Genomic DNA, 24,828 nt, shown 5'->3' on the forward strand with positions numbered 1-24,828 from the left:
ATTTCTGGAGCGCAGTGGTTAGCCAAAAATGTGAGTCAAATGCTCAAACTACGTTGCGCTTACCTCAACGAACTCCTATCTGTTTGATATTCTTGCAAAACCGGGATGCTCCCGGTGAACAGTACCGTTCTGTGATTTTCTTCCATACGCCAGAGCAAGAGAAAGCTGCCACAGCTTCTAAGGAAAAGTTACAACAATCGGGCAGCTATGACAAGCAGATTGTGACGTTTATTCAACCAGCTAACGAGTTCTACCTAGCAGAGGAATATCATCAGCAATATTTCTCGAAAAAACGGCGAAATTTGAAAGGTTCAGAAGCCTCTTAGCTGGGAAATTAGAATAGTTAATCCCTTCTTTGACCAACTATAGCAATCCTATTTAAGTTGTGAACGAGTATTCCCCCTGGTGTAGGGACACGGCACTGCCGTGTCCCTACAGGGGTTCACGAATCATTTAGAATTGCTATATGTAGCAAATAACGATACTTTTCGCTTCCTAGCTATCCTTAATAGAGGCTTCACCTCTATTGCAATCCTAATTCATTTATGAACTCTCTTTTTTCTCTTACTCTAAGTCCTCTTTTACCTCAGCGGTTCGTTTAAAAAAGTAGCTTTCACAAATCAAAGAGGATTGCTATACCTTAGCTGCTTATGTCCAGTAGAGAATCTTGGCAACAGGAAAACGCTTAGCAATCTGGCTCTCAAAAAAGCGGCGGAGTTTCTTCATTGTGTCAGCGTCATAAACGTACTTAATCCCACCAAATTTATTACGCTTGACACTACGGTTTTCTTCATCCATATCCAGCTTGTTATGAGGATACCACTGCATCAGCACCTCCTTCGAGCCGGGAGTGAATCGGTGAGAAATTAGCTCAAACGTCAAGTCGCAGTCGAAATCTAAAGCAGCACTTATATCATCAAACAAGCGAGTGTAGTGCAACTCCCAATCTTCAATTGGCATAATTGGCGCAATCACCAAACCAACCGGATAACCTCCACCTCCTTGAGAGTGAGGCAAAGCTAATCGTCGCAATGCTTGCAGCCGGGAAGTAACAGATGCGGTACCGCCCTCAAATTTACCGGAAATCAAAGCTGCATTCACGCTGATTCGACAACGAGTGCGACCGTTATGAGGCAAAGAAAGTAACTCGGAAACACCGTCAAACTTAGATACCCAACGTAGCTGAGCATTTTCGCGAGTACCAAAGTAGCGAATGCACTCGGCTAAACTACCTGTAAGATGTTCAATGCCAAGCGGGTCGGTGTAGCAACTTACCTCAAACGTTGTCACCTCAGAGGGACGTTCGTAGCTAACTAAGTTATCTAAAATCTGCGGCAGGTTGGCAAATACTCGAATTACGGGTGGCCCGCTAAGGCTACCTGCTAGATAACAATATTGACAATGGGCAGGACAACCCTCAGCAATGTGGAACTGCCAATCGGCAGAAGGTGGAATGGGACTGAGTTTGAAGCTGCTTGGAGGTGCGGTTACAACTGCCAGGGTGCGCTTAGAAATGTCGTAAGTTTCACGCTCATTTTCCCCCCGCAGTCCGGTGAGGCGGTTGCGAGGAAGTTCTTCCACAGGTAGATTGAGCGATCGCACTCGTGATAAGATTTGCTGTCCCCAAGGTTCATCTAGAGCAGCAGGGGTGAATATAACTCGCTCTGGCATCCACAAACGCGCCTTGTGGGTGCTTGGCTCTGATAAAATAACGTCATTGGAAATGGTGGAATTAGCGATCGCAGTTGGTAAGGACAAAATCGATTCTCCACATTCAATCTATCCTTATTGTCGCTCAGTACAAATGGAACCAACAATCATACACACAGCGGATTTCACGCCATTATAGGTAGAGGTTTCCCGATGGATAAGTGCTTGTCACAAGCTGCTAACGCTGATTGAAATTGGCAAGCGTACAAGCTCGCTACTGAACCCATTCCAGAAGCGTTAGCCAATCAACCTGAATCTGCTGTCAGCCAAGAATCACAATCATCGATTTTGTCAGCTTTTCTTAGCTTAAAAATTTCTCTGTCACCCTTTCCGACAGGTATAGGCAGTTAAAATCTACAAAGTTGTGACTATTCCCTAGAGTCTAATGCCACGGAAGAAACAAGCACCGCAAACCCCCAACCCCTCATCAAGCGCTATATTGGCGCGCTCGGAACTCCACTTTCGCACTGAGGCTTTGGAGAAAGAGCATCAATGGCTCTTGAAGCAAATTAAGCGAAAACGAACCGAACTGAACAACTTTGTCGAACAGATGCGCTCAGTGGCTACTGAGATTTTTCATCGGGGTACTCCTGCGTTCAAGAAGCTAACCTCTATTGAGCAAGAAATTCACGCCCTGTTCGATGAAATCCTCAGCACCAGGAAGTTTGGGGTGCAAACTCGGCAAGATATCCTGAAAGTTTATCTCAATCTCCAGATGGCGGGGATAATTAGCCCAAAATCTCTCGAATCTGATGATGATCCTGAATTAGACGAACTATTTGAACCCCACGATTCCGAAGATAACTCCCGCGACGATACAGATAGCTACCATCAACATCAGACCCCTGTTCAACAGGAAACCGCCAGAACTGAGGACTCTAGAAAAATTCGGCAAACCTTTTTGAAATTAGCAGAAATATTTCACCCCGATAAGGTCGCTGACAGTGAAACTCAGATGCGCCACACGGAAATTATGAAAGAAGTTAACAGAGCCTATCAAGATGGGGATTTGGCGAGACTGCTAGAGATTGAGCAGCAATATAAAGCGGGAGAGAGTCTTGATAATTTAAGTGAAGATGATTTGAGCCGAAAATGCCAAAGCCTGGAACAACATAACTTAATTTTAAAAAATCAATATGAAAACCTCAAAATGGAATTGAGATTGGTGAAAACTACTCCAGAAGGGGCGCTTGTTTCTGAATATCGGCAAGCGACACGAGCAGGAATTGACCCCCTAGCACAGATGTTGGCTCAGGTTGAGCAAGAAATGCAAATCATCGAAGAAATTCGGGATTTTGTTAAAAACTTTCGGGATAAAAAAATTACCATTAAAGACTTTCTGCGGGGGCCAGCTTGTTTAGTTAGTATGAGTCAAAGCATCCAAGAAAAAATCTTAGAGGAGATGTTCGGCATACCAATGACAAACATCCAATTTTAGTAAAAATGTCCCACGACTAAAGTCACGGCTAAACAAACAAAGCCTGTTAACGCAGGCTAATATAAAATTGTTGCGTTAGCAGGCTTGGTTCTTCTAGCCTCTAGGCTTATATTTGCACTTAACAGGATACTCTTGTTTAGACATAGGGATGGCTACTGTTACTGATATCGTAACCGCTAGAAGGGGATGAACCGAAGCTTTCAATCCCAGCACTATTAAGTTTCCAAAAATGTAACCTAAACTACTACTCTCTGATTCAATGCCAGATTAGGAGCACGCTATCAATTGTGTTCTTAATTATGAAACTTTCTCTCTCCTCTAGTGGCTGGAATCGGTTAAAAATTGTCTTTTTAACTTTGGGTGTACTTAGTCTAAGCGCCTGTCAAGCTGTTCCGACTGCGGATAAATTACCGAGAACCCTCACCGTCTCTGGAAAAGGAGATGTTAACATCCCCGCAACCATGACGAAAGTAAATCTTGGCGTTCAGGTTCAGGGTAAAACTACCCAGGAGGTGCAACAGCAGGTAGCTGAAAAATCATCTGCGGTGGTGGCGTTGCTGAAGTCGCGCAAAGAAGTGGAAAAGCTGGAAACGACTGGTATCAGCCTCAACCCAGTTTATAGTTATAAAGATGGTCAGCAGAAGATAGAGGGATATTCGGGAACTAATAACGTTAGCTTTCGGATTGAAACTCAGAAAGCTGGGACGCTGTTAGATGACGCTGTTAAGGTGGGTGCAACGCAGATTAATGGTATAAGTCTAGTAGCTTCAGAAAGCGCGATCGCTCAAGCACAAAAAGAAGCCATCAAGGAAGCTGCTGAAGATGCCAGAAAGCAAGCTGATGCCCTTCTCACTGCCTTAAATCTCAACCAGCGGGAAATTGTGAGCATTCAAATTAATGATGCCAATCCGCCTCTGCCATTGCAACGAGCGATCGCAACTGAGAATGCACAAGCAAGTCCTAGTAAACTAGCAGATACCCCAATTGTAGGTGGTGAACAGGAAGTACAAGCAGCCGTCACTCTGCAAATTCGTTACTAAGCTTTAGCTAAAAAAAACATCTTAGCCCCTTCCCGTTGACCAATCGGGGGTTGAGGGTGGGATTCTTCTTACCTTTTCAGGGTGCGTGCTACCCAAAGCGCGATCGCAATCCCCAGCAAAAACCAGATTGCCACAATAATAACAGCAACGCTCCAATTTGTGGGTTTATCGGATGCGATCGCAGCAGCTGCTTTTTCCCGACACTCAGCCATCACCGTCGGCGGAATCATTTTCAGTACCAGCCAAATTCCCACTGGCACGATAATAATATCGTCAAGATAGCCGATAATTGGGATAAAATCGGGAATCAAATCTATCGGGCTAAAGGCATAAGCAACAACGAAACCAGCCAACAACCTCGCATACCAAGGCACTCTTGTGTCCTTACAAGCTAAATAGATAGCGTAGGTTTCTTTTTTCAGTTTCTTTAGCTGTTGCTGCCATCCCTGCATTTGAGTAACTATAAATAGAGAAATTAAATAGTAATAAGGTAAAAAGTAAATTTGAATAACAAATCTACCTTTTACCTTTTCTCAACTTGATAGATTTTAGATTTTGAAGAACCCTTCAAAATCTAAAATCCCAAATTTCCAACTATACAGAAGCCGAAAGCGGCTGACTGGCTGCTTCCTTCAACAGTGCAGCCTTATCGGTGCGCTCCCAAGGTAAGTCTAAATCAGTGCGTCCAAAGTGACCGTAAGCAGCAACATCTTGGAAGAAACGACCGCCGCGTTCACCAGGAAGGTGACACAAACTGAATTTTTGGATAATTCCCGCTGGACGCAGTTCAAAATGCTGTTTCACCAATTCCAGCAACACGTCATCGTCCACCTTCCCAGTACCGAAGGTTTCCACCATAATGCTCACGGGTCGAGCGACCCCGATAGCATAACTCAGCTGGACTTCACATTTTTCAGCTAACCCCGCCGCCACAATATTTTTAGCTGCATAGCGACAAGCATAAGCTGCACTACGGTCTACTTTTGTGGGATCTTTGCCAGAGAAAGCACCGCCGCCGTGACGGGAGTAGCCGCCGTAGGTGTCAACAATGATTTTACGACCAGTCAGACCAGAGTCTCCCTGGGGGCCACCGATGACGAATTTGCCAGTAGGATTGACCAAAAAGCGAGTTTCCTCGTCTGGCTGGATTTCCATATCGGCAAAAACGGGTAGTACCACCGTACTCCAAAGGTCTTCTTTGATTTTGGCTTGGACGGCATCTTGTTCTGTGATGTCGCCAATGGTGGCTGTGTGCTGGGTGGAAACCAGGATAGTATCAATGCCTACAGGTTTGCCATCTTCGTAGATGACAGTGACTTGAGTTTTGCCATCGGGACGCAGGTAAGGCAACTGCCCGGTTTTTCTCACCGCAGCAAGGCGGCGAGAAATACGGTGAGAGAGACTGATGGGCAATGGCATCAGTTCTGGCGTTTCGTTGCAGGCGAAGCCGAACATCAAGCCTTGGTCACCAGCACCAATTTTGTCTAATTCGTCATCACTTGCTTCTTCGCGGGTTTCTTGGGCGGTAGTAACGCCTTGGGCAATGTCTGGAGATTGTTCATCCAGAGCCACTAAAACTGCACAACTGTTGGCAGAGAAGCCGTTATCGGCATCGGTGTAGCCAATGTCGGCAATTTTTTTCCGGGCAATATCAACGTAATTGACTTGCGCTTTGCTGGTGATTTCACCAGTAATTAGCACTAAGCCAGTGTTGACGACGACTTCAGCGGCGACGCGACTCTTGGGGTCTTGGGCGAGTAGCGCATCTAAAATGGTGTCGGAAATCTGATCGCAGATTTTATCAGGATGGCCTTCGGTAACAGATTCAGAGGTAAACAGGTAGCGACGAGACAACGGCAATTCCTCCCTGGGATAGTGGCTGTTGCTGACGGAGTTGGCGAGATAAGTTCAGCTATTTTAACCTGCGATCATAACCTGATTTAGATGCGATCGCTCTAAGGGTGACTATTACTGTTTAAAGATTTGCCTCAATTATGATTTTTTCACAATTGCCGATTTAGCTGGATGTAAGGCCCAGCTTCAGATGGGCTAAGGGCGCGAGTGCCTTCTCTCTCCCAAATATAAAAAAAATCTTAGCTTTGTGAATTTTTGATGAAGACTGGAGTAGGAGATTTTTTTACTTCAACGATGCCTACAGTTTTCCCGTCAACGGTTGTCACGCCCAATTTCAGCAGCGGGAGATATTCTTCCCCAATCCAAAAGCGAACCAAGGTAGTTAGCTGTTGCTGGAACTCATCTTTATCAAACAACTGTGGACTGAAATTGATTTGTTGGTCATTAGTGCCAGCGTTGTCTGACAGGGCGACTTTCAGGCTGCCATTACTAGAATTCATTAAAGCAGCGATCGCGCTGGGGACTTCTTGTGAATTATATTGCCCTACTCTGGATGCGATCGCAATATCGCCCATCTGAATGAAAACCCTTGACACTGCACAGCTTACAAAAAATACTCTTAGGCTCAAGCAGCAAAGTTGCCGAGTTACTAAAATGTTGCCAATATTTGGTTTTCTAAAAAGGGTATTTATCTAATTTGGTGATCTTCCAAATTCCTGAAAGCTGGGAAATAAATTCTCTTTATTTTTAAAATATGCCGCCAGTAATATCAATGGTGTTTCCATTTGGAGTGACAATCATCCTAGAGCCATCTAAGGCTGAGATTATAGATTGAGCTTTTACTGTATTAAATATTGCTAATAATAAAAAAGCTGTTAGTAATAAGGTAATTATCACAGTTAATTGAATGTAGCTGCACTGTCTTACATTTGTTACACAGTTTTAGCACGACATAGAAAATTATTAATTTTGTAAATATTCAGTATTTTTATTTACCTTTGGTGAGCGCGACCGCGTACTTTTTTCTGGAAGCCACAGAAAAAAACATAGTATTACAATAATCGTTTACGCTTTGGTAAATTAAAATAAATTAATCATGCCTCACGGTGCGACCATGACAGCTATATTACCCAAAACCCAATCCGCCGAAATATTCTACCCTAGTTCAGACGGTGAACCATTGGCAGAAACCTACGATCATCTATACGCAATTTTGACAACGTTGGAAGTTTTGAAACAATATCTAGCTCTTCGTCAAGCGACTGTGCTAGCAGACCAGTTTCTTTACTATTCGCAAGGCTTTCCTAAACTACGAGTAGCTCCGGATGTGATGGTGATTTTCGATGTGGCACCAGGGGGACGAGATAACTATAAAATATGGGAAGAAGGTCAAGTTCCAGTTGTAATTTTCGAGATGACTTCCCCCGGAACAAGACAACAAGATGAAAGTTTGAAAAAAACTTTATACGAGCAGTTGGAAGTCAAAGAATACTGGCAATTTGACCCCAGAGGCGAATGGATAGAAGAAAAGTTGCGCGGCTATCGTTTGCGAGGCGAAATTTATGAGCCAATTACAGATAATCGCAGCGAACCCTTACAATTGCGTTTAGCAGTAGAAGGGAAAATTATCGGTTTTTATCGAGAAGATACTGGGGAAAAGTTGTTGATTCCCGATGAGCTAGCGCAGGCGTTACAGCAGGAAACTCAAAGACGACAGGAGGCGGAGGAACGCGCTGAACAAGAACGTCTTCGCGCTGAACAAGAACGCCAACAGCGGGAAGAAGCTCAACAACAGCTTGCTGAAATGGAAAACCTACTTGCTCGTTATCGCGATCGCTTTGGGGAATTGTCTGATAACTAATCAAATCATGGCTAATTGCTCACAGCAGTTCTTCCAAATTAGCCATGATTGGATTAGCTATTAGCTAAAATTTGAATTTCATCAAGTTGCGAAATTGCTACATCTGCTGTTTCTAGATGCACCGCCTCTGGTTTTCCCCAACAAATACCAATACAACCCGCAGCACCCGCTTCTCGCGCCATCTGGATATCACCCGCAGAATCTCCCACCATCAAAGTCGCACCCGGTTCTACTCCCAGTCTCTGGCAAGCTTGCAAAAATAATGCTGGATCTGGTTTACTGTAATCTTCATCACCTCCCATCTCTAGCTGGATGTAATCGCTCAGCTGATGTCGCTTGACAAATGCTTTAACTCGTGAAGTGGTGGCAGCTGAGAGAATGCCTAATTTTAAGCCAGCTAAGAAGAGAAATTGCAACACTTCCAGAGAACCGACAAATAGAGGGGAAGGCGCAGCATCTTTAAGAAATTGGTCGGATTCTTCAAAGGCGCGACGAGCGATCGCTCTTGACTCCAACCACCCCCGTCCAGTTTCAGCAATATACGCGGCGGCGGCTATTTCATTTTCCAGAGAACTGCCAACAGCCATTAACCCGGTAGGATCGAGTTTATCCCCATTGATGCCAAATGCCATTAACAAGGGATCTCCAATACCGGGAATTTGGGCATCAATGATACGCGATCGCTTTTGTCCAAGGTTTCTTAAAAATGACTCGGAATCTTCCAGGGTGCCGTCTTTGTCAAAAATCACAGCCTGGATATTCTCAAATGTGGCATCCTTACAGCGAATTGTTACCATTTGCCCCTCCAAATTCACAAAAAACTCCCATAAAAAAAGAGGGAATTTCCCTCTTTGGTCATTGGTCATTAGTCAGGCGTCATTAGTCAGTTCTAACAAGCAACAAACTGTTGACTACTAACAAAATTAATCTTCTTGTGTAGCTGGTTGCAGCTCATCTTCAGGAACGGCGTCCTCAATAGCAGCAGGAACGTCGTCCTCCATAGCAGCAGGAGCGTCGTCAGTAGCAGTAGGAACTTCGGCGTCCTCCATAATAGCAGCAGGAGCTTCGTCCTCAGTAGCAGCAGGAACGTCGGCGTCCTCCATAGCAGCAGGAGCGTCGTCCTCCATAGCAACAGGAGCGTCGTCTTCAATAGCAGGAGGAACTTCGGCGTCCTCCATAGCAGAAGGAACGTCGTCGTCGTCGATAGCAGCAGGAACGTCATCGTCCGTAGGAGCAGCCACGGCAGTTGCACCTTGTTGCTTAGCTCGCATCTGCTCTCGATACTTAGCTGCCATTTCTTCAGCCATATCATAGACGCGATCGCGGTTCTTGATCATGTCCCCAGGCTCTGGCTCTAGCTGCTTGGTGGACAGCGAAATGCGTCCTCGTTCAGCATCCAAGTCAATGATCATCACTTTCACTTCATCATTGACATTGAAGACACTGTGTGGAGTGTCGATGTGGTCGTGGGAAATCTCCGAAATGTGCAATAGACCGCTGACACCGCCAATATCGATGAATGCACCGTAAGGCTTGATGCCTCGGACTGCACCGATAACGACTTCGCCGACTTCCAAGCGGTTCATCTTACGCTCAACCAGCGCCCGTCGATGCGATAACACCAGACGGTTGCGGTCTTCGTCTACCTCTAAAAATTTTAGCGGTAGTTCTTCTCCTACCAAATCTTCTTTAGGTTTGCGAGTGCTGATGTGAGAACCAGGGATAAAACCGCGCAAGCCTTCAATCCGCACCAGCGCGCCACCTCTATTTGTCGCAAAGACAAGCGATCGCACTGTAGCATCTTCTGTCTGCAACTGCCTTACCCGCTCCCATGCACGCATATACTCAATGCGTCGGATAGAAAGAGTTAGCTGTCCATCTTCATTCTCGTCAGTCAGAATAAAGAATTCCCGCGTCTCGTTCGACTGCAACACCTCTTCGGGAGCGTCAACACGGTTGATTGACATTTCCTGAATCGGAATATAAGCAGCTGTTTTAGCGCCAATGTCAATCAGAGCGCCCCTTGGCTCCAAACTGAACACGGTTCCGGCGACTATATCACCGGGATTAAAGTGATAGTCATATTTATCGAGTAGGGCCGCAAAATCTTCGTGAGAAAAGCCAATATCTGCTGTAGCGGTTGTTTTCTGATTGACCATGCGAATGTTTCCTGGTAGTTATCTCCGTATTAACTGTGCCTCCTGCGGATGTACGCGCACGGAAAGCCTCGTGCTGTTTACACCTACATTGCTCTCTCGCCAACCTTATTGTATGAGATTTTTAGATACGAGTGAGTGTCCAGACAGACCATTATAACCCAAAATGGACTCCTTCTAACGTTATTATTGATTAATTATCAGCCGAATGACTAATAACCTTGAATCTGCTCCCGTTGGGTTGAGATAGGAAACCCAACACACATGACTAATAGACTTCTTGCATTCATGGCTCTTGAAATAAACATTTAGCCAGGAATCGTGACGATGACTTTAGCTACGAAGCCCCAAATTTTAGTTCAGGGCTTTTGTAAGAAGTCTAATAACTAATTTGGTACTTTGCCGCCATTTCCTCAGCCTTTTCATAGACTTTCTGAGGATTTTTCAGCATATCCCCTGGTTCTGGTTCCAGTGCTTTTGTTGAGAGTGATATCAAACTCCTTTCAGTATCCACATCAAGAATCATTGCCTTCACTTCGTCATTGACCTTGAAAACACTATGAGGCGTATCTAAATGAGCATGGGAAATTTCAGGAATACGTAGCAGACCGCAAATGTCCCCAATATCAATCCATGCACCAAAAGGCTTAACTATAGCAACCGTACCGACAACTACTTGACCTACTTTCAGATGCTTTATCTGCTCGTCAAGAGCCAAGGCTCCACTATAGCTGACAAGCAGACGGTTAAGGTGTTCATCCACCTTCAAAATCTTTATAAACAGTTCTTCTCCAATTAACTGTTCGTTGAGTTTACGGCTACAAAGGTAATAATTGTAAATTGTGCCGCACAACCCTTCAATCTCTACCAATATGCTGTATCGCTGAGCTTCAATAACTCTCGCGTACACCGTGGCGTTTTCGGCTTGCATTTGACGCACTCGTTCCCAAGCCAGCTTTTTCTCTAGCTGTCGAAGGGAGAGGGAAAGCATCAAATTCCCCTCTATATCGTAGTTATTTATAATCAAGAATTCGCGGGCTTCATTTACCTGCAAGACTTCTTCTGGAGAGTCAATTTCATTAATTGACATTTCCCGAATTGGGAGAAAAATAGCTGTTGGAGCGCCAATGTCAATTAAAGCGCCTCCCGGCTCCAAACTGATGACTTTACCAATTACAATGTCGCCCGGACTCAAGCTAGATAAATTTGAGTTCAAAAATGTTCGGCTGTAACTACCGCATATCTAACTCATACCATAGCATTTTTGTCAATGGTCAGTCACGAAGTATTCAAAAGCTATTAGGCAATTACTAATGACCAATCACCAAAGAAGCTTGGTTTTCGGTTTCATCAAACTCAAGTAAGGAAAGTTGATTATTTGCGGCAGTATTTGTGACTTCAGAGGCTTCTGACTGGCGACTGCTGTAACTTTCGAGGTGATTCAAAGTATCTACAAAATCGCGGATACCTTGAAATTTCCGATAGACAGATGCAAAGCGGACATAGGCGACTTCGCTGAGAGTTTGCAGACGCTGGAGAACCAATTCACCAATTTCTTGACTGGTGACTTCTCTGATGATGCGTTGTTGTAATTCAGCTTCAATCTCATCGACCAAAACTTCTAGCTGTCCTTGAGGAATACCCGTTTTTTCGCAAGCGCGAACAATTCCCCGCACTAACTTGGAACGGTCAAAAGAGTCCCGTTGACCTCCCCGCTTAATGACGGTAATCGGAACAAATTCAATGCGTTCGTAAGTGGTGAAACGATGATTGCACTTCAAACACTCGCGCCGTCGCCGGATACTTTGTCCAGCTTCTGTGGAACGCGACTCAAGGACGCGGCTATCGGTGTGCTGACATAAAGGACATTGCATTTTTAAGAGTCCTCGCTGGCTGGGTAGATGAGCGTGAGGAAGCAATAAACTTGGATTTGAAAGAGTTAAAATACCTAAAATGGGAGAAACTGAGCCGTTGTTTGTCTTCAACTGTCGTGAAATACGACGGTTGGGACAATTGCGGCTCAGTGGATCTCCCAAATTATATTAAGTTGTGACGATCGCACTCATCAAACGCGATCGCTTACTTTTGAATCCGAGGCGGTTCGCGAAATGCGATCGCAAAGAATAGCGTACCCAATGCCAGGGCTAAAACCAAGATATAAGCAGCAGCTTCCATGTCACAATTTCCTGATTATCAGCTTTACTACCAGTCTACCAACTAAGTCAAAAGTAAAAAGGAAAAAGGCAAAAATAAAAAGAATCTTTATTTTTGCCTTTTTCCTTTTACCTTACTAGACTACTTCCTTCTTACGGGTACTCTTGTCACCCAGTTTCTGGAACAGACCCCACTCGACCTGCTCTTCCAAATCTGCCTCGACCCCGGCAAACACGTCGCGGAACAGAGTCCGAGAACCATGCCACAAGTGACCGAAGAAGAACAACAGAGCAAATACAGCGTGTCCGAAGGTGAACCAGCCACGAGGACTGGTGCGGAACACACCGTCAGAATTCAGGGTTTCGCGGTCAAATTCAAACGGCTCACCCAATTGAGCTTTCCGAGCAAACTGCTTAACTTTGGCTGGGTCATCAAAAGTTTTCCCTGCCAAAGCGCCACCGTAGAAGGTAGCAGTTACACCAACTTGCTCAAAGCTATTTTTCGATTCTGCCCGACGGAACGGAATATCGGCGCGAAGCACACCGTCTTTATCGGTCAAAATCACTGGGAATGTTTCAAAGAAGTTGGGCAAACGACGCACTGTCAATTCCCTACCTTCTGAATCTTTGAATAGCGGATGACCTAGCCAAGCTTGAGCTATGCCATCTCCCTTATTCATTTGACCTGTGCGGAACAAGCCACCCTTAGCGGGGCTGTTACCCACATAATCGTAGAAAGCCAGCTTCTCAGGAATTTCTGACCAAGCTTCAGTAGCACTATTCCCTTCAGCCACAGATTCTTGAATCCGACGGTCAATTTCCTGCTGGAAATAACCGCTGTCCCACTGATAGCGGGTAGGGCCAAATAGTTCAATCGGAGTAGTGGCACTGCCGTACCACATCGTACCCGCCACCACGAAGGCGGCAAAAAATACGGCGGCAATACTGCTTGAAAGTACGGTTTCAATGTTCCCCATTCGTAGCGCTTTGTAAAGTCGCTCTGGTGGTCGAACACTTAGGTGGAACAAACCAGCGATGATGCCAACAACACCCGCCGCGATATGGTGCGCGACCACGCCGCCAGCGTTGAACGGGTTAAACCCAGCAGGCCCCCATTCCGGTGCCACAGGTTGGACGCTGCCAGTTAAACCGTAGGGGTCAGAAACCCACATACCAGGGCCAAATAGCCCCGAAAGGTGGAATGCACCGAAACCAAAGCAGAGAAGACCAGACAAGAACAGGTGAATGCCAAACATTTTTGGCAAGTCAAGAGCTGGTTCGCCAGTGCGCGGATCTCTAAAGAGTTCCAAATCCCAGTAAACCCAGTGCCAGCAGGCAGCTAGGAACAGCAGACCGGAAAGAACGATATGAGCGGCAGCAACGCCTTCAAATGACCAGAAACCAGGGTTGTTTGCTGGGCCACCAGTGATGCTCCAACCACCCCAGGATTGGGTTACACCCAGGCGAGCCATGAAGGGCATCACAAACATACCCTGCCGCCACATGGGGTTAAGTATGGGGTCGCTGGGGTCAAAAATTGCTAGTTCGTACAAAGCCATCGAACCAGCCCAGCCTGCCACGAGGGCAGTGTGCATTAGGTGTACTGCAATCAATCGTCCTGGATCATTCAGAACAACTGTATGTACTCGGTACCAGGGTAGTCCCATTGACTACGCTCCTCCTCAGATAGATTAAGTGTCTACGACGCTTCTTTTTTAATGTGCTGGATTTCGCCTTTTTTTGCCACAAGCCTTGCAAAGAAACTCTTCAGCAAGATGTTGGGACAGCAGCGCCAGCTTTTGCTGAAAATGAAAGTTTATCTGGGCTACTCTTGGCGCTCTCGAAGAGCGATGTCGCTTTTCAAAAGAACCTGAGAGTTCTGCGTAATTTACGTTTTACCTCGGCAGATATGATTCAACAGTTTGTATTCTCATATCAGGTTCACGCCATCCCTAGCCCGGAAGACCGAGGTTAATTACCATTTAAAGAAGTGTAACTATTGTTAGAATCCAATGCAAGCAGGTTGGCAGTTAGAATCTCGCTGTTTATTGTACTTTTTCGGGTGCGGTGCTTCTCCCTGAACGTCTTTGCAACTAAATTACTGCGGAGTCAATGCTGTGTTCAATCGCTCAATGGCATCCTCGGCGCTGATGAGGCGTTTTAACACAACTTGACCAATATTCTTACTGGCTGAGTCAGACGAGGCATCATCTAGGGGTCTGACTTCGACCATGAGAACAGCTTCTTCCACCCGGTACAGCCATAGTTTTTCCCCTTGCTCGAAGATGCAAAGGTTCGTTTGCTGAATTTCGGGTTTTCGTCGCCAGGAATTTTCGTTCCACAAGCCGCCGAACTCCCACACCCTACCTACAGTCCATCCATCAGAAAGGAAAAAATACTTCACAAATTTTCTTTTTTCTTTATATAGGCCTTCTCTTGAAAGAAACTTGTTATTTATCGTTATTTATACCATTCCGCTTTATTTTGGTGTCTGGCATGATATAACTTATAGCTTTGACGAGGTGAAAGCTAAGCATTGAAGCGATCGCCTTGAACCCATCTAGAGATTGAAATTACCATGAAATACCACTTTTGGCACCTAGCAGCGATCGCGATCACCCTGCTAACCCGAAAATACGATAAGTTTTACTTATAATTTATTGCCTGTCGCTATAGTTGCACTGAAGGTTTTGAGATAGCGATCGCTTTTCAGCTTGGCTTCGGTTGGGGAAAGCATACAAGAGTTAACTTAGAGCATTTTCTTTAAAAGAATTGTCTAGCAAGTTGGCGTTGGGCGACTAGGCAATATATTAAGGGGAGCAGCCACTCACTGGCAGTATTTCCATTCAATTAAACTCCAGACATAGAAGCTCGCCAACTGAAAACCTCAAGCAATAGAGGAGTAATTTTTCCAGGCACAATATCAATTACATATGCCTTGTTTTCAGGGTAATCGAATGGACGAACCTTAATAACATATTTATCACCAATAGCCTGAAATTCAAGTTTGCCTCGATAATCGCTCTTGTGTCGAAAGTTGAATGGGGCGCGGCAAATCAGCAGTTGCAAGGGGCTTTCTATTAAAAAATTTCTTAGTACAGGAAATTCTTCCGGGGAAACGTGAGTAATTAAAATATCTACTCCCCAAAGTTGATTAAGTCTTTTCTCGTATTCGGATTCAGCCATTTCGTAAGGTGAAATTTCAACAACCCCCTTGAAGGGATGAACAGTGTTAGGAACACCGCCTATTCCACCTATACGAATGCCGTCTTTTTCAAAAACGTCATTATCAATTTGGTGAAGCCGGGGCGAATTGATTGTCAAATCTCCGCTGAGAGATGGGTAATCCATATTGCCAGGAATGAAGTATAGGTGGCTATTCTCAAGTGATGCCTCTAAGTTGGCAAAAAGTTTTTTGTATCGTTGCCAAGCTATATTTTTTGCTTCCGGAAACCGATTACCTGTTAATAAAAACATATTTCTTAAGGGTTCAATAAATAGAGAATTATGAATATCACGAAAATGGCTGTTTACCAAGTTATCCATTCCTTCAAATATTAAATCACCGTACAACTGGTAAAAAATAGAGCCTTCTAAATTTTCGCCTGGTTCGGGAAAAATATTTAATAAGTCGCCAGCCACCAAAAAATTGATATCAGGATAAGCAGCGATGGCAGCACTGATAAAATCTGGAAATCCGGGGTGTTCTAAAATGTTAGAAGCTAAAACAAACTTCATTTTACTGCTCCAGTGAGGGTTAAATTTGTCTGTTAAAACTTACAGCAGATATACTGTCCAGAGGTCATGGCGAACAGTTCATTTTTAAACGCAATTTGCAAAAATAGTATGGTTAAGCTGATAACCCGATATCGTAAATCATCGAGTCGTGCCAGAAAACTTCTACGTTCCGACCTGTTTGGGAATGGGTTGCTGAAATGCCATGCAACCAAGACTATAACTTCGCTAGGATTGAATATAAGTAATTACTGCTTAGGTTGAGGAATGGCCATCAATTCGACTGTTGAATTTCAAGATGCTTTTGATGTAATTGTTGTTGGTGCCGGACACGCCGGATGCGAAGCTGCGCTTGCTACAGCACGCCTCGGCTGTCGGACGCTGCTGCTGACACTCAACCTAGACAAAATTGCTTGGCAACCTTGTAACCCAGCCGTGGGAGGGCCCGCTAAGTCACAGCTAACTCATGAAGTCGATGCGCTGGGCGGGGAAATTGGCAAAATGGCAGACCGCACCTACTTACAAAAGCGGGTGCTGAACAACTCCAGAGGCCCTGCGGTTTGGGCATTGCGGGCGCAGACCGATAAGCGGGAATATGCGGCTGTGATGAAGGGGATTGTCGAGAACCAGGAAAACTTGACAATTCGCGAAAGTATGGTCACAGATTTGGTGCTTGGTGCCAATGATGAAGTTATTGGTGTCGAAACTTACTTTGGCGTTGGGTTCCAGTGTAAGGCGGTGGTGCTGACAACTGGAACGTTTTTGGGCGGTAAAATTTGGGTTGGTAATAAGTCGATGTCAGCGGGACGGGCGGGGGAATTTGCCGCCGTTGGGTTGACGGAAACGTTGAATAAATTGGGTTTTGAAACTGGGCGACTGAAGACGGGAACCCCGGCACGGGTTGATAAGCGATCGCTAGATTATACTAATCTGGAACCCCAGCCTGGTGATGAGGAGGTGCGGTGGTTCAGCTTTGACCCGGCAGTTTGGGTGGAACGGGAGCAAATGCCTTGTTATCTTACCCGGACGACACCTGAAACTCATCGGATAATTCGCGAAAATCTGCACTTGTCGCCAGTATACGGCGGCTGGGTGGATGCCAAGGGGCCGCGTTATTGTCCGAGTATTGAAGATAAGATTGTCCGCTTTGCCGATAAGGAAAGCCACCAGATTTTTATTGAACCGGAAGGGCGGGATATTCCAGAACTGTATATCCAAGGGTTTTCTACGGGTTTGCCGGAAAATTTGCAGTTACAAATGTTGCGAAGTCTCCCCGGTTTGGAAAATTGCGTGATGCTGCGTCCAGCCTATGCTGTGGAGTATGATTATTTACCCGCGACTCAGTGTTATCCCACACTAATGACAAAGAAGATTGAGGGATTGTTCTCGGCTGGGCAAATCAACGGAACAACAGGTTATGAAGAAGCTGCTGCTCAGGGAATTGTGGCGGGAATTAATGCGTCACGGTATGTGCAGCATCAGGAAATGATAGTTTTCCCCCGCGAACAAAGTTACATCGGTACGTTGGTTGATGACTTGTGTACCAAAGATTTGCGGGAACCTTATCGAGTGCTAACTTCGCGCTCTGAGTATAGATTATTACTGCGCTCGGATAATGCGGATCAGCGTCTCACACCGTTGGGAAGGGAAATTGGCTTAATTGATGATCGTCGATTCTCGTTGTTCCAAGACAAGCAAGCAAATATTGTGGCGGAGAAGGAACGGTTACACTCGACGCGGGTGAAGGAACATGAGGAGATTGGGATTGCGATCGCATCCAACGCCGGACAAACCATCAAAGGCTCAATTACCCTAGCTGAGTTGCTGCGCCGTCCAGGTTTCCACTATGTTGACTTAGATCGCTACGGACTCGGAAACCCCAGTCTAGACCAACCCGAAAGAGAAGGCGCAGAAATTGATATCAAATACTCTGGCTATCTCCAGCGTCAGCAGTACCAAATTGACCAAGTAAGCCGTCACGCTAACCGCCAGTTGCCGCCGGATCTAGATTATGCGGCAATTGAAACTCTCTCGAAAGAGTCTCGCGAAAAGCTCTCGCAGGTGAAACCCCTAACTATTGGTCAAGCGGCGCGAATTGGCGGCGTAAACCCCGCTGATATCAACGCTTTGCTGATATATCTGGAACTGCGTTCAAGACAAATGAGTTTGGCTAGGGGACAGTAGTCCCTTGAAATGTACCCATTTGAGGTCGCCCGTTGCGGTAGGGATTCTTGGTACAGGAATTTATTCTACCGAGAATCCCTACCCAACCTGGGAACGTTTCCATAACCAATAACTAATGACTTAATTCGCCAATTTCTAGTCACCCAATCAAAAATTGGTATAAACTTTCTAAGTTAGCCTTGGGCGAAACTGGTGAGTCAGGGAACATCTACAACTGACTGCCTTAGGGTAGGATCTCCCAAATAAAGAAATTTTTCACCAACGTAAGCGCTATTAATTGCTTTAAGGCTTATCGTTAATTCAGTCTAGGCACGAAAGTGAGCAGCAATCCATGTCTCAGGATGTCAGCAATAACCAGAGGGAATCAGAGGCATTAGCCAATTCCAGTTCTATCAAACCCTGGTCGGTTGAAGCCTATGCCGATCATTTAATGGACGATTTGTTTGCAGACATCGACCGGGTGCTGGAGGGCGGAAGCGTATCGCCTCCAGAACAGCCGTCCACAGAATATGTCTCGTTACAGCCTGTAAAAGTTCCGCAAGCAACTCTGCCCCCAACGTGGGTACCGCCTCACGATCTCCTACCACCACGGCAGCAAGACAACACACCGCGTAGTATTGTGCAAATGCCTGTCGCGATTGATGTCAGGGTGGAGGATGTTGAACCCGAAGAGAGCGAAAAGAGTGGTAAGAGTCAATCTTTTGATAAATTGCTGTTCGGATTTGCCTTGGCATCGGTCTTGGTGACTGTGCTGCTATGGGCGGCTTCTCAGGATAGACTCAAGTGGCTATTTTCGCGTGAAATACCGGCTGCACAAGTAACCCAAGAGGCTCAGCCTAAGGTAGATGAGCAATTTGTTAACTATATGGAGCGATCGCTCGAATCAATCGAGCGCAAGGCAGAAGCCAACAAACAAAATGCGACAAGGGCTAACGTGCCACCGACAAATAATCTGCCGTCGGTTTCTGATGTCCCTGGCAATGCTGGAGGAGCTAACCGATCCTCGGTTATGGAAAGAGTCTATATCCCCATCTATCCATCCCCCTCAAACCATCTGGGTACATCAGGGACAGGCTTAGGGTTACAAAGTATTGCGCCCCTAGGACGTCCCCAGCTCGCTCCGGCACTGCCAAGCCGTCCAATCCGTCCGGTGCCGCAAATCCTTCCTGTACCGTCAGTCCGTCCGGCACCGCCAGCCCGCCCTAAACCTCAAGCCCGTCTGGTGCCGCCAGTCAGCCTGACATCGCCAATGCGTTTGACACCGCCGCCAATGCGTTTGGCAGCGCCAGCCAAGTCTGCGCCCCCGATGCGTCCTGCGCCTGCCCCTAAACCTCCGGTGGCTGCCACAATACCTCAACCTCAACTTCCGCCACCACCGCCGCCCTCAGCACTACCGGAACTCTCAGCCGCCACCGCGCCTACATCAGTAGCAGAGGCTATACACACGCTTGTAGGAGTTCTGGAATTGGGCAATCGCTCGGCTGCCCTATTTAGTATCAATGGCGTTACCAAGCGTCTCCAAGTGGGGGAAAATATTGGCTCCAGTGGCTGGACTTTGGTCTCCGTAGACAATCAGGAAGCCATCATCCGACGCAATGGAGAAGTTCGCTCAATTTATGTAGGGCAGAAGTTTTGAATTAGTATATTGCTAATGGCTAATAGCTAATTGCAAAAGAAAAAGTGCATAATTCTTTTTTGCATGAGAGCCTTTTACATGATTGCCTTTTTAACTGAGAAGCGTGGGAGTTTTTGCAGTGGGTCTATTTGACGATTTCAACCGATTTCTGGAAACCCGATTAGAAGAATTTTTGCGAAATAATCCCCATCTAGAGTTACAGGCGCTAGAGGAACAGCTGCGGGAACAAGAAGAAGATGCCCTAAGGCTGATCGCAGACCTGAATCTGCAAGAACAGAAATTACAGGATGAAATTCTCTCAACTGCACAAGAAGTCCAGCGCTGGCATATTCGGATTGAAAAGGCAAAAGCGGCTAACAGGCTTGATTTAGCCGAGCCTGCTCAAGAGCGAGAAGCCGCTTTGCTACGTCAAGGAAATCAGCTTTGGGGACAGATGCAAGGGCTGAAACAGCGCAAAGAGCAAGCGAAGCAGCTACAGCGTCAGATCCAGCAGCGCCGACAGGAAGTTCACACTAAAGCAGTCCAAGCTGAGGCGGCGCGTGCGAATACTCAAACTCAGCAGCGCTCAGCAACGACTGGCTGGAGTCAAAGTTACAAGGGCAATATCAAAAGTGGGCCAGACTTATTAGACGATAAATTTAAGCGTTGGGAAATGGACGATGAGCTAGATCAGCTAAAGCGAAATATTGGAAATAGGTAATGGCTTGTAACAATTAGCCATTAGTCATTAGCCATTAGCCAAAAATTATGACTTTTCCGGTTTATTTGTGGCTGGGGTCGGTGAGGATTCATCCTCATATTTTGTTTGAGTCTTTGGCTTATGCGATCGCTTTCCGTTTATTAATCAAAAATTCTCGAAAAGATTCTATCGCACCCACGCAACGCAGTTCGGTAATTGTCGGTGGCTTAGTGGGGGCGCTAGTTGGTGCGAAGCTGCTGGTTTTACTACAGCATATTGATTTACTTTTTTCAAATTGGCAACAATTATTTTTACTTTTACTTCAGGGCAAAACTGTTGTAGGAGCGCTTTTGGGCGGACTGATTGGTGTGGAAATAACCAAAAAAATTATCGGTGTAAATCGCTCAACAGGGGATGTTTTTGTTTATCCGTTGATTGTGGGAACAGCGGTAGGACGTATTGGTTGTTTTTTGACAGGATTAAGCGATCGCACTTATGGCATTGCCACTAATTTACCTTGGGGGGTCGATTTTGGCGATCGCATTCTTCGACATCCCACTCAAATTTATGAAATTATATTTTTGTTTATTTTAATTATATTTTTAAAAATCCGCAGCCGCTACCATCGGCAAGAAGGCGATTTATTTAAGTTCTATATGGTGGCATATCTAAGCTTTCGCCTGCTAATTGATTTCCTTAAGCCAGATTTTCATCCCATCTTCGGGCTAAGTGCTATTCAGATTGCTTGTTTGCTGGGACTGTTATATTATCACCGTAGTATTCCCCAAATGTTCCATTTTAATCGGACTGCGAATACTTGGTAGGTTAAACATTTTCTTCCAAGTTCTCTCCCCATCCACCCTAAGAACCAGAAAAAACTCTTTAAATTATATTATATGCCTACTCGAAACTATCTTTTCTATGCCTTGACTAACAGCGTTTGCTCTAAATGTCTCGTCAAAGTCGAAGCAAAGATTATCTTTCGAGACGATTGTGTTTATTTGGTTAAACACTGTCCAACTCACGGACATCAAGAAGTTTTAATTGCCGATGATATTGAATATTACAAACAATCCCTGGAATTTATCAAGCCTGGGGATATGCCGCTCAAATTTAATACCCCAATAAAATATGGCTGTCCTTATGACTGCGGACTTTGCCCAGATCACGAACAGCATAGTTGTTTGACTTTAGTAGAAGTGACGGACAGATGCAATCTTTCCTGTCCAATTTGTTATGCCGATTCAGGTACAGAAGAGATTTTTCAAAATTCTAATCAATATCGTCGCCACCGCAGTTTAGAGCAAATTGAAATGATGTTAGATGCGGTAGTGGCGAATGAGGGAGAACCTCAAATTGTCCAAATTAGCGGAGGTGAACCAACGATTCATCCAGAGTTTTTTAAAATTCTGGATATTGCCAAAAGTAAGCCAATTCGACACTTAATGATTAATACCAATGGTGTCAGAATTGCTAAAGACCGAAATTTTTGCGAGCGCTTAAGCCAATATATGCCTGGAATTGAAGTTTATCTGCAATTTGATAGCTTTGAGGCTGCGGCGTTGGAGGAGTTGCGCGGGGCAGATTTGCGAGAAGTTCGTCAGAATGCGATCGCTCACCTCAATGAGTTTAACATCTCAACAACGCTGGTCGTTACCCTCAAAAAAGGGCTAAATGACGGCGAAATCGGCAAAATTATTGAATACGCCTTGCAGCAGAAATGCGTCCGGGGTGTCACCTTTCAACCAATCCAAGCAGCAGGACGTTTGGAAGGATTTGAGCATGAACGCGATCGCTACACTCTTACAGAAGTCCGCCGCTCAATTTTACAGCAGAGTCCCTATTTCAAACCAGAAGATATTCTCCCAGTTCCTTGTCATCCAGACTGTTTAGCGATGGCTTATGCGCTAAAAGTTAAGGGCAAAGTGATACCCTTAACTGGGCTTTTTGAGCCAAATACCTTTGTGAAAATGATGCCCAATTCTGTTCTTTACGAGCAGAATGATGAGCTGAAGCGTAATATTTTTGATTTATTTTCCACTAGCCATTCACCCGCATCTTCGGCAACATCTTTAAAACAATTGCTGTGTTGTTTACCGATGTTACCTGTTCCAGAAAGTATTACCTACGAAAATATATTTCGGGTAATGATTGTACAATTTCTCGACTCCTTTAACTTCGATGTCCGTTCTGTGAAGCGTTCCTGCATTCACATTGTGCATCCTGATGGTAGGATTATTCCATTTGATACTTTTAATATGTTTTACCGCGAGGGTAGCGCTGGGCATCACTTAGTTAATAACCGTTTAGCCTGAATGTATCAAGTACCTAACTCTAGAAGCGAGTATTAACATTTTTGAAACAGAAACAAACACTATTTTAAATAAAAGCAAATGCGACCAAGAAATGAAGGTTTACAGATAGTTTTAGGTTTCTTACTACTATTGGTAATACATATTACAGTAATTGCTATAGTGGCATTAATTGCATACATAGCGGGAAGATTTGGCGATTTATATTTTTTTCAACCAATTGCGTTTATTTCAGTCTTTTACATTGGCTTATTTCAAACTTTGTATGTAATTCCACTTGTTTTTTGGCTGAAACGGCAACAACGATGGGGATTGATGAAAGGGGTGATTATCAGTGCAGTTATCACCGCTTTATTGAATGGTGGCTGCTTTTTATTGTTGTACTCAGGAACGCTGTAAATTTTAAAATTATACTAATCAGAAGTTATCACTTTGTTGACTGGCGGCTGCTTTTTATGGCATCTCTCGCTGTCTTCTCAATTTTGAAAGAAACTGATTGACGCGATCGCGTCGTAGAATTTGGCTGAGATTGGCTATTGACTGGAGATACCACTGGCGGTGTTTCGTTTTTAATTGCAGCCAGTGTAGGGTCCTCTGTCTGCTGGAACGGAAGGAGACCGCGTTTGTCCAAGTTGGATGCGATCGCTAAAAATGCCCCACCCAAAATATACACGGGTAACGGCAGCGTAAACTGTTTTGCCCACTGGTACATTTCTGCCAAGCCAAACAGCACCACAAAACTAACCAGCCACACTCTCATGCTTGTAACCCAACGCTGTATCGAAATTTCTATCTCTATTTAAACTGATATTTTGCATCATTCAAGGACAATGGGGAGCTTCATCCTAATCTTTCTTACCAGGCTCCATGAACCGCCAAAATGATGTCTTCCCTGCTGTTCCCTCCATAGGCAATGGTTATCATTTTTTTAGAAAATGATAATTAAAACACTAAAAAGGAATTATAACCGCTGAAACCTTGACAGGTTGTGAGTTGCGTGAGTTTAATTAGCCTGCGATCGCAAAGCATCTCTTTCGGAAACTTGCTTTCTCCGTTTTGACCTAATTCCCACCATACTTAGCAACCCGACGCAGCTTAAAGCTAGATTGCCGGAAGGTTCAGGAGCTTTAACTTCGGCATAATTTAGCTGGTTTCCTATTAACTTTAAACGGGTTTTGTTAGCGAAATTACGCGAATAATTACCCACAACAGAACCACTAACAAGTTTTTCTCCTTCTAAACTATTATCCAGAACCTTATCTTCTAAATCAAAGCTGACGTATGTTTTTTTTTCGGTACTAAAAAACTTATCTGATAGATTTCTTAAACCAGCCAATATGCTAAAAGAATCTAAGAGGACAGGCTGCTTACGGTTTGTGATATAGAACAAGGAAAAAGATATTTTTCTATCAGCACGTGTAACCTCACTGGGAGAAGTATCAGTTGAGGTTAATAAAATTAAATAAGCGATAAAATTAAAAGAAAAAAATTAATTCTTTCTTATCAAAAATTCCTCGACAATTCCCACCTGACTTTTAGCATTACCTCTGTATATTCTACCTGTTCCGGAAAATTCGCTTAGAGATGTATTAAATGAGAAAAGTGGCTCGTCCGAAAAAATTGCTTCAGCATCAGCAAAAGCATCCACTGAACCATGTTTTGCATTTACTCAAGTATTAGTATCAGTGGAAGTCTTAGCAACGTCAGGATTTTGGCTGTAGTTATTAATGACTAACGTCCCGCTGGAAAAGGCAAGAGTAGCAGCTAAACTAGGCGAGGCGGCGACGCTTAAGCTAGTTACTAATGGTGTAAAGAACAGCAATAATTGTTTGACAATGCTGCGGTTTAATAGCATAATTCTCTTTTTTAATTTCAGATATTGAGGTATTACAAGCAGTCTAAGCTTGCACGCGCAGCCTTGAAAAACAGCGGTATAAGCACAAGACTGTCATCGGTTCGGATGAACAGTTTCAAGAGCAGATGTAAGTTTTATTATCAAAATTAAATTGTGTCAATGGAAAAGGACTGGTGCGGAAATTGCTAATGCAATATAGCCATCCTATTTGAGTT

At 44.8% G+C, this 24,828-nt stretch carries 26 protein-coding genes; 11 read left to right on the top strand and 15 right to left on the bottom strand.

Features of this window, described 5'->3' with window-relative positions:
• Positions 1–326: peptide-methionine (S)-S-oxide reductase (locus tag NDI42_RS19465; RefSeq protein ID WP_190457224.1), on the top strand; the 326-nt coding region annotated here is incomplete at its 5' end.
• Between the two features lie 322 nt (positions 327–648).
• Here NDI42_RS19465 and NDI42_RS19470 read toward each other — a convergent pair.
• Positions 649–1,671, bottom strand: a complete 1,023-nt coding sequence (locus NDI42_RS19470) for a spore photoproduct lyase family protein (RefSeq protein WP_190457295.1) — start codon at positions 1,669–1,671, stop codon at positions 649–651.
• Between the two features lie 424 nt (positions 1,672–2,095).
• On the opposite strand from NDI42_RS19470, the gene NDI42_RS19475 reads away from it, so the two are divergent.
• The gene (locus tag NDI42_RS19475) at positions 2,096–3,148 is read left to right on the top strand and encodes a J domain-containing protein (protein WP_190457226.1); all 1,053 of its coding nucleotides are present in this window, start codon (positions 2,096–2,098) and stop codon (positions 3,146–3,148) included.
• Positions 3,149–3,447: 299 nt separating this feature from the next.
• Positions 3,448–4,188 (top strand): SIMPL domain-containing protein, encoded by a 741-nt coding sequence (locus NDI42_RS19480; protein ID WP_190457228.1) that lies wholly within the window; start codon positions 3,448–3,450, stop codon positions 4,186–4,188.
• Positions 4,189–4,256: 68 nt separating this feature from the next.
• Here the strand turns inward: NDI42_RS19480 and NDI42_RS19485 are convergent, their stop codons facing one another.
• The 3 genes from NDI42_RS19485 to NDI42_RS19495 form a co-directional block, all read right to left on the bottom strand.
• Complete coding sequence (locus NDI42_RS19485) at positions 4,257–4,562, bottom strand: YkvA family protein (RefSeq protein ID WP_348231457.1); 306 nt, start codon at positions 4,560–4,562, stop codon at positions 4,257–4,259.
• 220 nt (positions 4,563–4,782) lie between these two features.
• Positions 4,783–6,042: a methionine adenosyltransferase gene (metK, locus tag NDI42_RS19490; RefSeq protein WP_190457230.1), complete on the bottom strand. Its 1,260-nt coding sequence runs from the start codon at positions 6,040–6,042 to the stop codon at positions 4,783–4,785.
• A gap of 239 nt (positions 6,043–6,281) precedes the next feature.
• Positions 6,282–6,638: a hypothetical protein gene (locus NDI42_RS19495; RefSeq protein WP_190457232.1), complete on the bottom strand. Its 357-nt coding sequence runs from the start codon at positions 6,636–6,638 to the stop codon at positions 6,282–6,284.
• A 518-nt stretch (positions 6,639–7,156) separates the two neighbouring features.
• On the opposite strand from NDI42_RS19495, the gene NDI42_RS19500 reads away from it, so the two are divergent.
• Positions 7,157–7,903 carry a Uma2 family endonuclease gene (locus tag NDI42_RS19500; protein WP_190457297.1) on the top strand — a complete coding sequence of 249 codons (747 nt, stop codon included), beginning with the start codon at positions 7,157–7,159 and terminating at the stop codon, positions 7,901–7,903.
• A gap of 53 nt (positions 7,904–7,956) precedes the next feature.
• Here the strand turns inward: NDI42_RS19500 and NDI42_RS19505 are convergent, their stop codons facing one another.
• The 6 genes from NDI42_RS19505 to psbB form a co-directional block, all read right to left on the bottom strand.
• Entirely contained in the window at positions 7,957–8,700 is a 744-nt protein-coding gene (locus NDI42_RS19505; protein ID WP_190457234.1) for an HAD family hydrolase, read from the bottom strand.
• 126 nt (positions 8,701–8,826) lie between these two features.
• Positions 8,827–10,062, bottom strand: a complete 1,236-nt coding sequence (locus tag NDI42_RS19510; RefSeq protein ID WP_190457236.1) for a 30S ribosomal protein S1 — start codon at positions 10,060–10,062, stop codon at positions 8,827–8,829.
• 376 nt (positions 10,063–10,438) lie between these two features.
• The gene (locus NDI42_RS19515; protein WP_199311269.1) at positions 10,439–11,275 is read right to left on the bottom strand and encodes a S1 RNA-binding domain-containing protein; all 837 of its coding nucleotides are present in this window, start codon (positions 11,273–11,275) and stop codon (positions 10,439–10,441) included.
• A gap of 94 nt (positions 11,276–11,369) precedes the next feature.
• Positions 11,370–11,933 (bottom strand): transcriptional regulator NrdR, encoded by a 564-nt coding sequence (gene nrdR, locus NDI42_RS19520; protein ID WP_190457238.1) that lies wholly within the window; start codon positions 11,931–11,933, stop codon positions 11,370–11,372.
• A 205-nt stretch (positions 11,934–12,138) separates the two neighbouring features.
• Positions 12,139–12,234: a photosystem II reaction center protein T gene (locus NDI42_RS19525; RefSeq protein ID WP_190420256.1), complete on the bottom strand. Its 96-nt coding sequence runs from the start codon at positions 12,232–12,234 to the stop codon at positions 12,139–12,141.
• A gap of 115 nt (positions 12,235–12,349) precedes the next feature.
• The gene (gene psbB / locus NDI42_RS19530; RefSeq protein ID WP_190457240.1) at positions 12,350–13,879 is read right to left on the bottom strand and encodes a photosystem II chlorophyll-binding protein CP47; all 1,530 of its coding nucleotides are present in this window, start codon (positions 13,877–13,879) and stop codon (positions 12,350–12,352) included.
• A gap of 53 nt (positions 13,880–13,932) precedes the next feature.
• On the opposite strand from psbB, the gene NDI42_RS19535 reads away from it, so the two are divergent.
• Positions 13,933–14,187, top strand: coding sequence for a hypothetical protein (locus tag NDI42_RS19535; protein WP_348231458.1), 255 nt, complete (start codon positions 13,933–13,935; stop codon positions 14,185–14,187).
• A gap of 123 nt (positions 14,188–14,310) precedes the next feature.
• On the opposite strand, the gene NDI42_RS19540 is transcribed toward NDI42_RS19535, so the two are convergent.
• Both NDI42_RS19540 and NDI42_RS19545 read right to left on the bottom strand, forming a co-directional pair.
• A complete protein-coding gene (locus NDI42_RS19540; RefSeq protein ID WP_190457242.1) occupies positions 14,311–14,616 on the bottom strand; it encodes a hypothetical protein in 306 nt (101 codons plus the stop codon).
• A 446-nt stretch (positions 14,617–15,062) separates the two neighbouring features.
• Positions 15,063–15,950, bottom strand: a complete 888-nt coding sequence (locus NDI42_RS19545) for a hypothetical protein (RefSeq protein ID WP_190457244.1) — start codon at positions 15,948–15,950, stop codon at positions 15,063–15,065.
• A 264-nt stretch (positions 15,951–16,214) separates the two neighbouring features.
• Between NDI42_RS19545 and mnmG the strand changes: the two genes are divergently transcribed.
• The 6 genes from mnmG (at position 16,215) to NDI42_RS19575 (ending at position 23,157) form a co-directional block, all read left to right on the top strand.
• Entirely contained in the window at positions 16,215–18,131 is a 1,917-nt protein-coding gene (mnmG, locus tag NDI42_RS19550; RefSeq protein ID WP_190457247.1) for a tRNA uridine-5-carboxymethylaminomethyl(34) synthesis enzyme MnmG, read from the top strand.
• A gap of 331 nt (positions 18,132–18,462) precedes the next feature.
• Positions 18,463–19,767, top strand: coding sequence for a hypothetical protein (locus tag NDI42_RS19555; protein WP_190457249.1), 1,305 nt, complete (start codon positions 18,463–18,465; stop codon positions 19,765–19,767).
• Positions 19,768–19,885: 118 nt separating this feature from the next.
• On the top strand, positions 19,886–20,467 hold the full coding sequence (locus tag NDI42_RS19560; protein ID WP_190457251.1) for a TIGR04376 family protein: 582 nt from the start codon (positions 19,886–19,888) through the stop codon (positions 20,465–20,467).
• A 47-nt stretch (positions 20,468–20,514) separates the two neighbouring features.
• Entirely contained in the window at positions 20,515–21,270 is a 756-nt protein-coding gene (locus NDI42_RS19565; protein ID WP_190457253.1) for a prolipoprotein diacylglyceryl transferase, read from the top strand.
• A 72-nt stretch (positions 21,271–21,342) separates the two neighbouring features.
• Positions 21,343–22,761, top strand: coding sequence for a radical SAM protein (locus tag NDI42_RS19570; RefSeq protein WP_190457255.1), 1,419 nt, complete (start codon positions 21,343–21,345; stop codon positions 22,759–22,761).
• A 78-nt stretch (positions 22,762–22,839) separates the two neighbouring features.
• Positions 22,840–23,157 carry a hypothetical protein gene (locus NDI42_RS19575; protein WP_190457257.1) on the top strand — a complete coding sequence of 106 codons (318 nt, stop codon included), beginning with the start codon at positions 22,840–22,842 and terminating at the stop codon, positions 23,155–23,157.
• Between the two features lie 28 nt (positions 23,158–23,185).
• On the opposite strand, the gene NDI42_RS19580 is transcribed toward NDI42_RS19575, so the two are convergent.
• From NDI42_RS19580 to NDI42_RS19590, 3 genes are all read right to left on the bottom strand, one after another.
• The gene (locus NDI42_RS19580; RefSeq protein ID WP_190457259.1) at positions 23,186–23,518 is read right to left on the bottom strand and encodes a hypothetical protein; all 333 of its coding nucleotides are present in this window, start codon (positions 23,516–23,518) and stop codon (positions 23,186–23,188) included.
• A 243-nt stretch (positions 23,519–23,761) separates the two neighbouring features.
• Positions 23,762–24,148, bottom strand: coding sequence for a hypothetical protein (locus tag NDI42_RS19585; RefSeq protein WP_190457261.1), 387 nt, complete (start codon positions 24,146–24,148; stop codon positions 23,762–23,764).
• 279 nt (positions 24,149–24,427) lie between these two features.
• Positions 24,428–24,613 carry a hypothetical protein gene (locus NDI42_RS19590; protein ID WP_190457263.1) on the bottom strand — a complete coding sequence of 62 codons (186 nt, stop codon included), beginning with the start codon at positions 24,611–24,613 and terminating at the stop codon, positions 24,428–24,430.
• Positions 24,614–24,828: the final 215 nt, after the last annotated feature.

The organism is Funiculus sociatus GB2-C1 (assembly GCF_039962115.1).
GTDB classification, from domain to species: domain Bacteria; phylum Cyanobacteriota; class Cyanobacteriia; order Cyanobacteriales; family FACHB-T130; genus Funiculus; species Funiculus sociatus.

What these genes read in the sequence shown, in the direction of transcription:
- NDI42_RS19590 (WP_190457263.1), bottom strand. Translation starts at nt 24,613, where the DNA reads ATGCTATTAAACCGCAGCATTGTCAAACAATTATTGCTGTTCTTTACA.
- NDI42_RS19575 (WP_190457257.1), top strand. Translation starts at nt 22,840, where the DNA reads ATGCGACCAAGAAATGAAGGTTTACAGATAGTTTTAGGTTTCTTACTA.
- NDI42_RS19510 (WP_190457236.1), bottom strand. Translation starts at nt 10,062, where the DNA reads ATGGTCAATCAGAAAACAACCGCTACAGCAGATATTGGCTTTTCTCAC.
- NDI42_RS19570 (WP_190457255.1), top strand. Translation starts at nt 21,343, where the DNA reads ATGCCTACTCGAAACTATCTTTTCTATGCCTTGACTAACAGCGTTTGC.
- NDI42_RS19545 (WP_190457244.1), bottom strand. Translation starts at nt 15,950, where the DNA reads ATGAAGTTTGTTTTAGCTTCTAACATTTTAGAACACCCCGGATTTCCA.
- NDI42_RS19500 (WP_190457297.1), top strand. Translation starts at nt 7,157, where the DNA reads ATGACAGCTATATTACCCAAAACCCAATCCGCCGAAATATTCTACCCT.
- mnmG (WP_190457247.1), top strand. Translation starts at nt 16,215, where the DNA reads ATGGCCATCAATTCGACTGTTGAATTTCAAGATGCTTTTGATGTAATT.
- NDI42_RS19505 (WP_190457234.1), bottom strand. Translation starts at nt 8,700, where the DNA reads ATGGTAACAATTCGCTGTAAGGATGCCACATTTGAGAATATCCAGGCT.
- NDI42_RS19480 (WP_190457228.1), top strand. Translation starts at nt 3,448, where the DNA reads ATGAAACTTTCTCTCTCCTCTAGTGGCTGGAATCGGTTAAAAATTGTC.
- NDI42_RS19475 (WP_190457226.1), top strand. Translation starts at nt 2,096, where the DNA reads ATGCCACGGAAGAAACAAGCACCGCAAACCCCCAACCCCTCATCAAGC.
- nrdR (WP_190457238.1), bottom strand. Translation starts at nt 11,933, where the DNA reads ATGCAATGTCCTTTATGTCAGCACACCGATAGCCGCGTCCTTGAGTCG.
- psbB (WP_190457240.1), bottom strand. Translation starts at nt 13,879, where the DNA reads ATGGGACTACCCTGGTACCGAGTACATACAGTTGTTCTGAATGATCCA.
- NDI42_RS19565 (WP_190457253.1), top strand. Translation starts at nt 20,515, where the DNA reads ATGACTTTTCCGGTTTATTTGTGGCTGGGGTCGGTGAGGATTCATCCT.
- NDI42_RS19470 (WP_190457295.1), bottom strand. Translation starts at nt 1,671, where the DNA reads ATGCCAGAGCGAGTTATATTCACCCCTGCTGCTCTAGATGAACCTTGG.
- NDI42_RS19525 (WP_190420256.1), bottom strand. Translation starts at nt 12,234, where the DNA reads ATGGAAGCTGCTGCTTATATCTTGGTTTTAGCCCTGGCATTGGGTACG.
- NDI42_RS19580 (WP_190457259.1), bottom strand. Translation starts at nt 23,518, where the DNA reads ATGAGAGTGTGGCTGGTTAGTTTTGTGGTGCTGTTTGGCTTGGCAGAA.
- NDI42_RS19555 (WP_190457249.1), top strand. Translation starts at nt 18,463, where the DNA reads ATGTCTCAGGATGTCAGCAATAACCAGAGGGAATCAGAGGCATTAGCC.